Below are 13337 nucleotides of genomic sequence, written 5' to 3'. Positions count from 1 at the left end.
GAGCCCACGCCCGAGGCGGAGCCCAAGCAGGCCGAGGCGGAGCCCAAGCAGGCCGAGGCGGAGCCCAAGCAGGCCGAGGCGCCCGCGACGCCACCAGCCGCTGAAGCGCCCGCTGCGCCGGCTCCCTCTGTGGCACCCGCCAAGAAGAAAGGCACCGCCGCCACCAAGAAGGCCGAGGCCGCGGCCCCGAAGCCCGAGGCCCCCGCCGCTCCGAAGTCGGCAGCCGCCGCCGAGTCGCCCCGCGCGGCGCCCACACCGCCCCCTGCGGACGCACCGCCGGTCGAACTGCCTCCTGGATTTGCCGACTTCAAGCGCGACGCCATCCCGGAGGCGCCGCCGCTGTCCCCCGAGGAGCAGATCCGCAAGGACATCCAGGCGGACGCGCGCTTCCTCCTCCAGTCCCTGCTGACGGGGGACGTCCGCACCGCCTCGAACGAGCTGCTCTACCCCTTCAGCCTGGAGGCGGAGCGCTACGCCACGCCGGAGGAGCTGGTGTCGGCGTGGGTGAAGCAGCTGCGACTGAAGCGCACGGACCTCATCACCCTCTATGACGTGGAGGTGATGCCGCTGGAGGCCATGGAGAAGAAGTACGGCAAGGCGCCCGCGCGGCTGGGGTTGGACCTGCGCAACCCCAAGGACGTGTGGACGGCCGTGGGTAACATCTCCGGCCGCCCCGCCGTCCTCGTCTACCGCAAGTACCGCGACGAGTTCCGCGCCTTCGCCTACACGGACTGAGCGGTCAGCTCAGGGCCTTGACCAACTCACCCAGCCGGGCAAGGCCCTTCTGCAGCACCTCGCGCGAGGTGACGAAGCTCATGCGCACGTAGCCTTCCGCGCCGAACGGCTCACCGGGCACGGCGGCGACGCGGAAGTCGTCGAGGAGGATTTCCGACAGCTGCATCGCGGACGTCACCGGCTTGCCCTTGTACGACCGGCCCAGCAGGCCCCGCACGTCCGCGAAGGCGTAGAAGGCGCCCTCGGGCATCCGGCAGCGCACGCCGTCCAGCGCGTTCAGTCCCGCGATGAAGAAGTCACGGCGCTCGCGGTACTCCTTCACCATGGCGGCGATGGTGTCCGGCGGACCCTGCAACGCCGCCAGCGCGGCCTTCTGGCCAATGGAGGAGGCGTTGGACGTGGACTGGTCCTGCACCATCTGCATGCCGGCCAAAAGCGGCTTGGGCCCGGCGACGTAGCCCATGCGCCAGCCCGTCATGGAGTACGCCTTGCTCATGCCGTTCACGACCACCAGCCGCGGCACCAGGTCCGGCGCCACGTCGCTGATGCCCAGGCGTTCGTCGGTGTAGAGCAGCTTCTCGTAGATGTCGTCCGTGACGATGAGGCAGTCGTGGGGCCGCAGAACCTCCGCGATGCGCTCCAGCGCCGCGCGCGAATAGACGGCGCCGGTGGGATTGCCTGGGCTGTTGATGATGACGGCGCGCGTGCGCGGCGTGAGCGCGCGGCGGATGGCGTCCGGGTCCGGCGCGAAGCCGTCCTCCTCGCGCGTGGGGACGATGACGGGCGTGGCGCCCGCCAGCCGCACCATGTCCGGGTAGCTGACCCAGAAGGGCGCGAAGATGATGACCTCGTCCCCCTCCTCCAGCGCCGCCTGACAGAAGTTGTAGAGGCCCTGCTTGCCACCGGAGGTGACGAGCACCTGGTCCGGCGTATAGCGCAAGCCGTTGTCCCGCTCGAGCTTGGCGCAGATGGCCTCGCGCAGCTCCGGGATGCCGTTGGTCGGGGTGTACTTGGTGAAGCCCGCTCGCAGTGCGTCCACCGCGGCCTGCTTCACGTAATCCGGCGTGTCGAAGTCCGGCTCCCCCGCGGCCAGGACTACTACATCCACACCCTTGGCGACGAGCGCCTTGGCGCGCGAGTTGAGAGCGAGCGTCGGAGACGGCTTGATGGCCTGGAGCCGGTGAGCGAGTTTCATGTCCCCTGCCTAACGCGGAGCCCCACGCCGGACAAGGGGACTGCCTGCTACTTCCGTCCAGCGAACTTGGCCTTCAAACCTTCGTGCACGTTGGGCGGCACCAGCCCGGTGACGTCCCCTCCGAAGGAGGCCACCTCCCGGACGAGGTTGGAGGAGATGTAGAAGTAGTCCTCCCCCGTCATCATGAAGACGGTCTCCACGTCGGGCGCCAGCTTGCGGTTCATGTTCGCGAGCTGGAACTCGTATTCGAAGTCCGACACCGCCCGCAGTCCGCGGACGATGACGCCCGCGTTGCGGCGCCGCACGTAGTCCACCAGCAGACCGTGGAAGGCGTCGACCTCCACCCGGTCGTCCTGGACGGCTTCTCGAATCAACGTGAGCCGCTCCTCCTCGGAGAAGAGCGGTGTCTTCTTCGGGTTCACCGCGATGGCCACGATGAGCCGATCGAACATCTTCAGGCTGCGCTGAATGAGGCTCAGGTGCCCGTTGGTGAGCGGATCAAAAGAACCAGGATAGATGGCGACCAGCATGTGCCGGGAAGTCTCGGATGCCCCCGGGAGCCGGTCAAGGACTGCTCACGGCGCCCGATAGAAGCTCACCAACGTGTCCCCGAAGCGGCGCTGGTCCTCCCGGTCAAGCCCGGCATGTGTGTCCGGCGCCGCCTCGCGCTTGTCGTGCTCCACCACCACCATGCCAGAGGGGGTCAACAGCCCGGCGGCCACGATGCCGTCCAGCACCGTCTCCACCACGCGCGCGGCATACGGCGGGTCCGCGAAGATGAGCTCGAAGCGGTCGCCCCGCCGCTTCAGCGTCTCCAGCGCCCGGGCCACCGGCGAGGACAGCACCTCCACCTGCCCGGCGAGCCCCACGGCCTGCGCGTTCTCACGGCAGAGGGTGAGCGCCTCGCGGTCCTGGTCCACCAGCACCGCCTGCCCCGCGCCGCGAGACACGGCCTCCAGGCCCAGCGCGCCGGTGCCGGCGTAGAGGTCCAGCACCCGCTGGCCGTCCAGGAACTGGCCCAGCACGTTGAAGAGCGTCTCCCGGACGCGGTCGGCCGTGGGACGGATGTGAAGGGACGAGGACTTGGGGCCGGCCAGGGCGCGGCCCTTGGCGGTGCCTGCGACGATTCGCATGGCCCCTTCTACACCGCTCCGGCCTCAGTCGCCCCGCTTCTCCGCCAGGAAGCGCAGCGACGCCTGCCCCGTGCGCGTGGCGCCCAGCGCGGCCAGTACCTCGGTGGCCTCCATGAAGGCCAGGGCCTCCAGCTTCTCCCGCGCGGCGTCGTCCAGCGGCGGCAGTTGCTCCTCCAGCACGCTCAGGAGCTGGCCCGCGGGCAGCCCGGCGGCAGTGGCCTTCTCCTCCACGCTGGCGCGGACTTCCGGGGGCCACGCCCCCAGCGCGAGCCGCTCGAAGCCACCCACGCAGTCCACCTTGCGCACGCCCGCCGCCACGTAGGTGGGCAGCCCGCCGGCCAGCGCCGAGCCCGCCTCACCCACCGACAGCACGGCGTCGTACTCCCCGGCCAGCTCCACCAGGCTCCGCAGCAGACGCACGTCCGGCTCGCCCTCACCTAGCGCGGACTCCGGCACACGGACGAAGTCCACCGGCACCTTCCACTGCCTGAGGCCCTCCAGCAGCGTCCGGTACGCGTCCACGAACCCGCCAGAAGCGGCCGGCCCCGTCAGCTCCAGCGCCAGCTCGCGCTCGGTCACCGGCGCCACCAGGGCATTCACGGCCTCCACGGCCTCGTAGGAGTCCAGCCGGGACAGGTCCAACGACACCAGCGAGAAGCCGGCGTCCACCACGCGGTAGATGCCGTCCTTCAAGGCGTCCAGCGTGTCCGCGTCCGCCCGGGCCACGCGAATGGGCCCGGCCTGGAGGAACAGGGGCCGCGCGTGTTCGGCCTCGGCGGCCACCTGGTGCGCGGCCACGACGAAGCGCTCGGGCGCCCCCCGGTCAGACAGCGGGTGTGGGCAGGCCAGCCCCAGCACGGCGTCTTCCGACCGGGCCGCGCGCAGCAGGCCCGGCAAGGCACCCTTCGCTTGTACCGGCAGACACGGCAGCGCCACCGGCGCCTCCGCCAGGGCACGCAGCAGCTCCCGGGGATTGAGCAGCGGAACGCGCGAACCCGCGCCCACCCGCGCCACCGTGTTCCCCGGCCGTAACGTCAGCACCTTGTCCAGCACGTTCATGGAGCGCGGAGAATCATCCGCCCGCGCCGCCCGAGGCAAGGCGAAGCTGCTGGGAGCGTCCGCTGGGGCACGCGGACGGGGGGCCCCGGCCGGGCCCCAGGGCCGTCAGTGGACCTCGCCCAGGTGGGAGTAGGTCTCGCTCTCGATTTGAATCGTGGTGTGGTCGATTCCGAAGCGGTCGTACAGGTCGTGCTTCACCGCGGAGAGAATCTCGTCGTTGTTGCAGACCATGGGGTCCTGCACCACCAGGTGCGCGGACAGCGCGTACACGCCGCTGGAGATGGTCCACACGTGCAGGTCATGCACCGCCGTGACGCCCTGCGCGCGCAGCATCAGCTCCTTGATTTGCGCCAGGTCCACGTGCGCTGGCACCGCCTCCATCAGCACGTCCACCGCGTCGCGCACCAGCCGCACCGCGCCGATGACGATGACGATGGAGATGACCACCGAGATGATGGGGTCCACGACGTACCAACCCGTGTACGCCATGATGCCCGCGCCCACGAGCACGCCCACCGACGACAGCGTATCCCCCAGCACGTGCAGGAAGGCCCCGCGCACGTTCATGGAGTGGGAGCGGTGCAGGAACCCCAGCGCGCCCAGGTTGGCCAAGAGGCCCACCGACGCCACGATGGCCATGGGCCCGATGTCCACTTGCGCCGGCGAGCGCACCCGCTCCCATGCCTCATAGAGGATGAAGCCGGTGATGCCCATCAGCAGCACGCCGTTGAGCAGCGCGCTGAGGATCTCCATCCGGTAGTAGCCGTACGTCTTCTTCACGTCCGCCGGCTTGCCCGCGAACCACAGCGCCACCAGGCTGAGCGCCAGCGCGGACACGTCCGTCAGCATGTGGCCCGCGTCGGACATCAGGGCCAGCGAGTTCGTCAACCAGCCGCCCACCGCCTCCGCCAGCGCGATGGTGGCCGTCAGCACCAGGGCGAAGATGAGCCGGCGCTTGTCCTTCTTCCGCTCCTCCGCCAGTCCGCCCCTCCGGGGACCGTGCCCATGGCCGTGCCCATGGCCATGATGATGATGGTGGCCATGCCCGTCGCCGTGGTCGTGCTCGTGGCCATGCCCGGATTCACCGCGGGTGTAAGGGGAAGTAGTCACGGGAGTGAGGGGTGCGGCTAATGCCCAGTCATGAGGTATGAGAGGCCGGGAATCTGGCTGCCGCCAGGCCCGGCATCCCCTGCTCCGGAGCGTGGGGAGACGCGACGGAGGTGGGGATGGACTACGGGAAGCATCTGAACCTGCACACCATCATCATGCTCAGGGATGTCATCCGCAAGTGGTGGCAGGTCGAGCTGACGTTCGCGGACCGCCACGGCGTGGTGCATGAGTGGCAGCGCGGGGAAGTCAGCCCGCCGCCGAACGCCTTCTGCCGTGCCGCCCTGACCTCCAAAGAGGGATTGCGGCGCTGCGGCCAGTCCGTCCGTGTCCTGAACGAGAAGTTCAAGGCCAACAAGAAGGTGCGCCGCTCGCTCATCCACGACTGCCACCTCAACTTCAGCATCGTGGGCGCGCCCCTCTATATCGCCAACGAATACGAGGGGTTCCTCTTCGTCGAGGGCTTCGCCCGCCAGCCTCTTGACGCGCGCGAAGCGGAGGTCCTCAAGTCGAAGGTGCGCCAGTTCGCCCCGCAGCACGTGGCCCTGGACGGGTGGAGCGAGCAGGTTCCCGTCCTGGACGGCGCCGAGCTGAGCAAGCTGTCCGACCTGCTCGAGTGCGCGGCGAATGAAATCGCCAACCACGAAGCGGCGGAGGCCTCCCGGCAGGAGGACGGCGCGCCCGGGTCGTCCCGTGAGCTGAGCGACCGCTACCGCTTCGAGAAGATCATCGGGCGCTCCGGGCCCATGATGGAGGTGTTCCGGTTGATGGAGAAGGTGGCCAACTCCGACTCCACCGTCCTCATCAATGGCGAGTCCGGCACCGGCAAGGAGCTGGTGGCCCGCGCCATCCACCTCAGCGGCCCGCGCGCGCAGCAGCCCTTCGTGGTGCAGAACTGCTCCGCCTTCAACGACAACCTGCTGGAGAGCGCCCTCTTCGGCCACACCCGCGGCGCCTTCACCGGCGCGCTGCGCGACAAGAAGGGCCTCTTCGAGGTCGCCGACAGCGGCACCTTCTTCCTGGATGAAGTGGGCGACATGTCCGCCGCGCTGCAGGTGAAGCTCCTGCGCGTGCTCCAAGAGGGAACCTTCCTGCCCGTGGGTGGCACGCAGCTCAAGGAGGTCAACGTCCGCGTCATCGCCGCCACCCACAAGGACCTGAGCGAGCTGGTGAAGCGGGGCGAGTTCCGCGAGGACCTCTACTACCGCATCAACGTCATCCGCGTGCAGTTGCCGCCCCTGCGGGAGCGGCGCGACGACATGCCCGTCCTCATCGACCACTTCCTGCGCAAGCACCACCGCGAGGGCCAGCGCGCGCGGGGGCTGGACGCGGAGGCCCTGGCCATCCTGGGCGCGTACGCGTGGCCGGGGAACATCCGCGAGTTGGAGAACGAAATCGAACGTCTGCTCGTGCTGGGGGGCGACTTGGAGTCCATCCCCGCAGAGCTCATCTCCAGCCGCATCCGCGACGCCGTGTTGCCCGGAGGAGGCCCCTTCATCTCTCCGCGCGCCCACGGCAAGCTGCACGAGGCCGTGGAAGCCCTGGAGCGGGAGATGATTCAGCAGGGACTGATGCGCACGCGCTACAACAAGAGCCGGCTGGCGCGAGAGCTGGGCATCAGCCGCTCCAACCTCATCTTGAAGATTTCACGCTACGGCCTGGACAAGGGCCTGCCCGAGGACGAGGCGGAGATGGGCGACGCATGAGCCCCGGCACGCGGTACTTCCACCAGGACCGCCTGCGCGTCCCGGATGGCGCGCAGCTGTATTACCAGGTCCAGGGCGACGGCCTTCCGGGCATGGTCTTCTGTGACGGCCTGGGCTGTGACGGCTTCGCCTGGAAGTACCTGGCGCCCTACCTGGTCCGGAACCACCGCGTGCTGCGCTGGCACTACCGGGGCCACGGTCGCTCCACCGTCCCCGAGGACCGCTCTCGCATCGGCATGCTGTACACCTGCGATGACCTGCGGCGGATGCTCGACGCCGTGGGGATGGAGCGCGTCGTCCTCTTCGGCCACTCCATGGGCGTCCAGGTGGCGCTGGAGTTCCAGCGCCGCTACGCCCAGCGCGTGTGTGGGCTCGTCCTGGTGTGCGGCAGCTACGGCAACCCGCTGGACACCTTCCACGACTCCACCGCGCTCAAGCGGGCGTTCCCGCTCATCCGCCGCGTGGTGGAGCGCTACCCGGAGCAGTCCGCCCGCATCATCCACACGGTGCTGCGCACGGAGCTGGCCGTGCAGCTGGCCATCACCCTGGAGATGAACCGGGAGCGCATCGCCCGCAACGACCTGGCCCCCTACTTCGACCACCTGGCCCGGATGGACCCCGTCGTCTTCGTGCGCACCCTGGAGTCCATGGCCGAGCACAACGCGTGGGACCACCTGCCTCATGTGGACGTCCCCACGCTGGTGGTGGCGGGCGGCCAGGACAAGTTCACGCCGGGTTGGATCTCCGAGGAAATGGCCGACCGGATCCCCGGCGCCGAACTGGAGCTCATCCCCGAAGGCACCCACACCACCCCACTCGAAGCCCCCGGGCGGGTGGAGGCCCGCGTCGAGCGCTTCCTCCGGGAGCGACTGAACGTGCGTACCGGCGCCCCCTCACCCACGCCTACACCGGCCGTGAGTCCTCCTGCGGGCCCCTGAGCCCCCCGGAAGGGGCCGGCCCCCTGGCGTTGTTCATGGATGACAGGAGCGAAAACCCGCTCGCACGAACGCTGGGCTTCCGGCTGCATTGCAGGGGACGCACTCGCGGCATATAAGCGCCGACCTCCCGGGTTCCGGTGGGGTTCGGAAGCCCCGGCGTCCTCGGGCGTTCCCCACCTGCCATCACAGTTCGGTTCGTATGATTCCTCGCGAAAATATTCGTAACGTCGCCATTGTCGCTCACGTCGACCATGGCAAGACCACGCTCGTCGATCACCTGCTTCGCCAGGCGGGCACTTTCCGTAGCAACGAGCACGTCGCCGAACGGGTGATGGACTCGAACGACCTCGAGCGCGAGAAGGGCATCACCATTCTCGCGAAGAACACCGCGGTCAATTACAAGGGCATGCAGATCAACATCATCGACACCCCGGGTCACGCCGACTTCGGTGGTGAGGTGGAGCGTGGTCTGCGCCTCGTTGAGGGCGTCATCCTGCTGGTGGACGCCGCCGAAGGCCCCCTGCCCCAGACGCGCTTCGTGCTCAGCAAGGCCCTGGCCATGGGCCTGAAGACGGTGCTGGTCATCAACAAGATCGACCGCCAGGACGCCCGCGCGAAGGACGTGCTGGACCTGGTGTACTCGCTCTACATCGACCTGGGCGCGGACGAGCAGCAGCTGGAGATGCCCGTCCTCTACACCATTGCCCGCCAGGGTCAGGCGTCCACGCAGCTGGAGGTCCCCGGCAAGACGCTGGAGCCCCTGTACGACGCCATCATCAACCACATCCCGCCTCCGCCGAAGTCGGAGGAGACGTCGCTGCAGCTGCTGGTCGCCAACCTGGACTACGACGACTACGTCGGCCGTCTGGCCGTGGGCCGCGTGCAGTCCGGCCGCATCACCGCCAACATGCCCGTCTCCGTCTGCCGCGAGGGCGGCAAGGTGCAGCCGGGTAAGATCGTCAAGCTGTACGGCTTCGCCGGCCTGAAGCGCGTGGAGATTCCGGACGCGGGTCCGGGTGAAATCGTCTCCATCGCCGGCATCGAGGAGATCTCCATCGGCGACACCATCGCCGACGCGGAGAAGCCGGTGGCCCTGCCCCGCATCTCCGTGGACGAGCCCACGATGATGATGGTCTTCAAGGTCAACGACGGGCCGCTGGCGGGCAAGGAAGGCAAGTTCGTCACCTCCCGCAACCTGCGTGAGCGCCTCTACCGCGAGGCCTACCGCAACGTGGGCGTCCGCGTGGAGGACACCGACACGCCGGACGCGTTCCGCGTGGTGGGCCGCGGCGAGCTCGCCCTGGCCGTCATCATCGAGAACATGCGCCGCGAGGGCTACGAGCTGACGGCCTCCAACCCGGAGCCGATCACCAAGGAGATCGACGGGCAGGTCCACGAGCCCATGGAGCTGCTCTTCTGCGACGTGCCGGAGAACAGCGTCGGCGCGGTGACGGAGCGCCTGGGGCCCCGCAAAGGCCGCATGGTGGACATGGGCTCCTTGGGCTCGGGCCGCACCCGGCTCCAGTTCCGCATCCCCGCGCGCGGCCTCATCGGCTTCCGCTCGGAGTTCCTCACCATCACCCGTGGCGAGGGCATCATGAGCAGCCAGTTCGACGGCTACGAGCCGTGGTTCGGCTACATCCCCAAGCGGCAGAATGGCGCCATCGTCTCCGACCGCCTGGGCGACACCGTGCCCTACGCGCTCTTCAGCATCCAGGAGCGTGGCTCGCTCTTCATCGGCGCCGGCACAACGGTGTACGAGGGCATGATCATCGGCGAGCACTCGCACGCGTCCGAGCTGAACGTGAACTGCTGCCGTGAGAAGAAGCTCACGAACATCCGCGCCGCCGGCCGCGACGAGAACGTCATCCTCACCCCGCCGCGGGAAATCAGCCTGGAGAAGGCGCTGGAGTGGATCGCCGACGACGAGCTGGTCGAGGTGACGCCCAAGTCCATCCGCATGCGCAAGAAGGCGCTGGCGGTGGGCGAGCGCTACCGCGCCGAGCGTGACCGCAAGCGCGAGGAGCGCGCGGCCGAAGGCGAGTAGGCCTTCGCGCTGCTGGGGCGCTCACGGGGCGCCCCGCATCACCAGGGCCCGTTCCCACTGCGTTGGGGGCGGGCCCTTCGTGTAGACGGGCTTCAGAACGTGTACTTCACCTTCGGGAAGATGGCGAAGGAGGTGATGTTGGGCCCGATGATGTAGCGGGCCAGCAGGTCCGCGCCGACGGAGAAGTGGTCCATGCCCGTGGCGTACTCCACGCCGAAGCCCAGGCCCGCGTTGGGCGCGCTGACGGCGCGTCCCGGGTCGCCCTCGTCGGGGTCCACGGGCGCTGGATCCAGCCGCGTGTAGCCCGCCACGAGCTTGGGCGTGAGGAACAGCCGGTCCATGACGCGCACGTGGTAGGCCGCCGACAGGTTGAAGAAGGCCATGGTGAAGTTGTCCGACAGCGCGCACGTCTCCGTGCCGGGCAGGTAGCCCGCGAAGCAATTCTGCGCGGACGAGCCGAGGCCGAAGTGCGCCCCCAGCGACAGCTTCTCCGTGAGGTCGTACCCCACCCCGAGCTGAAGGTACGTCTGGGCGTTGGAGTAGACGTTCTCCCCGCCCACGGTGAAGAACACGCCGATGTCTGTCTCGGTGAAGAAACCACGGCGCGGCTCGAACGCCACCCCTTCCGGCGGTGTGGCCGCGAGAACCGGAGACGACAGCAGCGCGAGCGCGGCAATCAACTGAGACTTCTTCACGGGTCCTCCCGACAGACGTGCCCTCCCAGCGCAACGCGGGAGCGCCGCAGACGTTAATGACGCCCCCCCGGAACCGGCAGTGGGGGGAAAAACGAAAGTGGCGTGGACCGTTTCGTCCACGCCACTTGGGTCCTTCACAGGCCGCTACCGCCGCTCACCCTCCCGCGCCCGCGGGCGAGAAGAGCCAGGGGTACGTCACCGACACCACGCCGCCGCCCTTGGGCTCCGGGAACTTCCAGCGGCGGATTCGCGACAGCATGCAGCGCTCCGCCGCGGCGTTGTTCAGCGTCGTCTCGGAGATACTCGCGTCGGACACCGCGCCCGTGGGGTCGATGACGAAGGACACCGCCACCTTGCCGGCGAGGCTCGGGTCCTTGTTCAGCTCCGACTCGTAGCAGTACTTGATCTCCCCCTGGTGCCGCCGGATGACCTTGGCGATGACGTCCTTGTCCAGGCCGCCCACCACCGTCGTCTTGCCGGGAATCACCTTGGTGATGGACTTGCCACGGCCGCCCAGGTCGATGCCGCCCGACCCGCCCGTGCCACGGCCGGTGCCCTGCGTCCCGAGACCACCGATGCCCAGCGCGGTGCCACCACCGCCCTTGCCCGTGCCACGCGAGCCCACGCCGCCCACGCCCTGGGCGTCACCCATGGCCGCGCCGCCCTTGAGGCCGCCCAGCGCGTCGTTGATGCCGGTGCCGAAGCCGCCGGGACCGAACACGTCCGATGCCCCACCCTTCATGCCCTTGAAGGCGCCCAGCAGGCCGGCCTTGCCCACCGCCTGACGGTCCTTCTCCTTCTTGCTCTTGTCCACCACGGGCGTGCCGGGCTTGGAGGGCGCCGCTTCCTGCTGCTTCGCCTCCTCCTTGCCGAACTTGCCTTCCTCATCCTTCGCCTTGGCGCCCTCTTCCGGCGCGGACAGCTGGAGCTTCTTCGCCTCCAGCCGCTTCTCCGGGGTGATGAGGAACTTCGCCACGCGCTGCTGGGACTCGAAGATGTCCGCGCTCTGCGGCAGTTCCTGCCGCGGCGTCAGCACCATGGCCAGCACCACCGCCAGGCCCGCCAGCATGCAGATGCTGGTGATCTTGAAGAACGTGAAGTCGGAGTCCTTCAGCGACGCGGCGGTGATGACCGGAGACGGCTTCACGTAGCGCGCGACGAAGGACACCGTGCCCAGCGACACCTCCACCCGGTCGTGCAGGCCCAGGGTGAAGCGCTGCTCGGCGTCGTCACCAGCCTGACCGGAGAGCGCGCCCGCGGCCCGCAGCGCGTCCTTGGTGCGCACATTGCCCTGGTTGGTGACGAAGGCGCGCGAGCCCGCGGGAGCGCGCACCTCCAGCACATCCTTCTTGCTGACGGCCAGCACGTGGCTCTTGCCCACCGACGGCGCGAAGACGTTGAAGAAGTTCTGCTTCGCCTCGCCGATGGTGACGGGCACGCCGTCCTTGAAGTGCTGGACCTCCAGCAGGGTGTCGCCCCACAGCAGCGCGACCTGAAGGACGCGCGCCTCGGGCGTGGGCATGGCCTCGGGAGGCAGCGGCTCCTGGAGGTGCGGCGCCACCGTCCGCCGCGGCGTGGCCGTGTTCGCCGCATTCGGCGTGGACGTCCGCGCCGTGGAGGGCGTCATGCGAGGCTGGAGCCCCGGAGGCGTCTGCCGGGGTGGCTCGACCGGCATCACACCGGGAGAGGCCACCCGCTCCACGCGATTGCCCAGCGCCGTGGACACCTGGCGCATGGGCGGCGGCGGCGTGGGAACCAGGTTCGGCAGGTCCGCGCGCGTCTGCGTCTGCATGCCACGCGGCGGCGGTGGCGTGGCCACCGGCCTCTGGAACACCGGCCCCGCAACCCGCGCACCCGCGGGAAGCGGACGCTCGGGCTGGGTCGCGCCGAAGAGCACCTCCACCCGGCTGCCGCCCACCATCAACACATCCCCGGGATTGAGCGCCGTGGGGAGGACGAGCCGCTGTCCCCGCACCTCCGTGCCACCCTCACTGCCCAGGTCGATGGCCGTGACCGAGCCATCCTTGTCCACCTTCAGCATCACATGGAGATTCGAGACCCGCGGGTCCTGAATCTTCACTGCCGCCTGAGCGCCCGACCCCACAATGACGCTCTCGGCCTCCGACACGGCTTCCGCCGTGGAGCCATCCGGCCCGGTGATCCGAAGCGTCAAGCCGTTGTTCTTCGCCGCCGCCATGAGGATTTTCCCTCTTCCCTTCCGCCCGTAGAACGACTGCCGCCGCCCGCTGCCGCTAGAGGTTGTCGACTGACTTCTGTAGCTCTGGATCGAAGTTGTCCCGGACCTTGATGAGGCTCTGGAAGTCCGTCTTCTTCCGGTGGAGGACGTATGAGCCCTCAGGCTTCGTGAGCTCGCCTTCCACCGCGACATCCGTGAAGTCGATGACCGTCTTCTTCCGGAAGACGGTGCGGTCCTCCTCCTGGACGACCTTCACCGTGTCTCTCGGCTCCTGTGACATCGCCACCGAGGGTGCCGCCCACAGGCCCAGCGCCATCACCGCTGATACCAGTCGCCTCATGCTCAACCTCCCAATGCACAGCGCGGTCCAACCTCAAGTCCTTGAATCCAGAGGAGCACGCCTGCTCCTCCGGGAACTGCAGCCTGGAGAGGGGAAAAAAGTTCCGTCCCTCTTCGTCAAAACTCCAGCCAGCCTGCTGGGGTGATGCCGCCGGTGACAGGTGGCCCCGATGGAAGCGACGCACG

General features: G+C 68.7%; 12 protein-coding genes. 4 read left to right on the top strand and 8 right to left on the bottom strand.

The window, feature by feature from the left end; genetic code table 11:
- A partial coding sequence (locus FMP39_RS38240; RefSeq protein WP_228558512.1) for a hypothetical protein occupies positions 1 to 735 on the top strand: 735 nt, incomplete at its 5' end.
- A 4-nt stretch (positions 736 to 739) separates the two neighbouring features.
- Here the strand turns inward: FMP39_RS38240 and FMP39_RS32060 are convergent.
- The 5 genes from FMP39_RS32060 to FMP39_RS32040 form a co-directional block, all read right to left on the bottom strand.
- Positions 740 to 1930 (bottom strand): pyridoxal phosphate-dependent aminotransferase, encoded by a 1191-nt coding sequence (locus FMP39_RS32060; RefSeq protein ID WP_011553419.1) that lies wholly within the window; start codon positions 1928 to 1930, stop codon positions 740 to 742.
- A gap of 47 nt (positions 1931 to 1977) precedes the next feature.
- The gene (gene coaD / locus FMP39_RS32055; RefSeq protein WP_011553418.1) at positions 1978 to 2460 is read right to left on the bottom strand and encodes a pantetheine-phosphate adenylyltransferase; all 483 of its coding nucleotides are present in this window, start codon (positions 2458 to 2460) and stop codon (positions 1978 to 1980) included.
- A gap of 45 nt (positions 2461 to 2505) precedes the next feature.
- Complete coding sequence (gene rsmD, locus FMP39_RS32050; protein ID WP_141593862.1) at positions 2506 to 3063, bottom strand: 16S rRNA (guanine(966)-N(2))-methyltransferase RsmD; 558 nt, start codon at positions 3061 to 3063, stop codon at positions 2506 to 2508.
- A 24-nt stretch (positions 3064 to 3087) separates the two neighbouring features.
- Positions 3088 to 4122 (bottom strand): hypothetical protein, encoded by a 1035-nt coding sequence (locus tag FMP39_RS32045; protein ID WP_194858654.1) that lies wholly within the window; start codon positions 4120 to 4122, stop codon positions 3088 to 3090.
- A gap of 105 nt (positions 4123 to 4227) precedes the next feature.
- Positions 4228 to 5232: a cation diffusion facilitator family transporter gene (locus FMP39_RS32040; RefSeq protein ID WP_141593860.1), complete on the bottom strand. Its 1005-nt coding sequence runs from the start codon at positions 5230 to 5232 to the stop codon at positions 4228 to 4230.
- A 116-nt stretch (positions 5233 to 5348) separates the two neighbouring features.
- Between FMP39_RS32040 and FMP39_RS32035 the strand changes: the two genes are divergently transcribed.
- The 3 genes from FMP39_RS32035 to typA all read left to right on the top strand — a co-directional run bounded on the left by FMP39_RS32035 (position 5349) and on the right by typA (position 9920).
- Positions 5349 to 6935, top strand: coding sequence for a sigma 54-interacting transcriptional regulator (locus FMP39_RS32035; RefSeq protein WP_141593859.1), 1587 nt, complete (start codon positions 5349 to 5351; stop codon positions 6933 to 6935).
- Positions 6932 to 7873, top strand: coding sequence for an alpha/beta fold hydrolase (locus FMP39_RS32030; protein WP_141593858.1), 942 nt, complete (start codon positions 6932 to 6934; stop codon positions 7871 to 7873). The genes FMP39_RS32035 and FMP39_RS32030 overlap by 4 nt, the downstream gene beginning before the upstream one ends.
- Before the next feature lie 199 nt (positions 7874 to 8072).
- Positions 8073 to 9920 (top strand): translational GTPase TypA, encoded by a 1848-nt coding sequence (typA, locus tag FMP39_RS32025; protein ID WP_141593857.1) that lies wholly within the window; start codon positions 8073 to 8075, stop codon positions 9918 to 9920.
- A gap of 92 nt (positions 9921 to 10012) precedes the next feature.
- Here the strand turns inward: typA and cglE are convergent, their stop codons facing one another.
- The 3 genes from cglE to FMP39_RS32010 all read right to left on the bottom strand — a co-directional run bounded on the left by cglE (position 10013) and on the right by FMP39_RS32010 (position 13152).
- A complete protein-coding gene (gene cglE, locus FMP39_RS32020) occupies positions 10013 to 10615 on the bottom strand; it encodes an adventurous gliding motility protein CglE (protein WP_141593856.1) in 603 nt (200 codons plus the stop codon).
- Positions 10616 to 10769: 154 nt separating this feature from the next.
- Positions 10770 to 12812, bottom strand: a complete 2043-nt coding sequence (locus FMP39_RS32015) for a TonB family protein (protein ID WP_141593855.1) — start codon at positions 12810 to 12812, stop codon at positions 10770 to 10772.
- Between the two features lie 55 nt (positions 12813 to 12867).
- On the bottom strand, positions 12868 to 13152 hold the full coding sequence (locus tag FMP39_RS32010) for a hypothetical protein (RefSeq protein WP_141593854.1): 285 nt from the start codon (positions 13150 to 13152) through the stop codon (positions 12868 to 12870).
- Between the last annotated feature and the right edge of the window lie 185 nt (positions 13153 to 13337).

The sequence above is a fragment of the Myxococcus sp. AB056 genome (assembly GCF_006547365.1).
GTDB classification, from domain to species: Bacteria; Myxococcota; Myxococcia; order Myxococcales; family Myxococcaceae; genus Myxococcus; species Myxococcus virescens.
The sequence above is the reverse complement of the archived record's forward strand: the minus strand, read 5'-3'. Positions and strand labels throughout refer to the sequence as shown.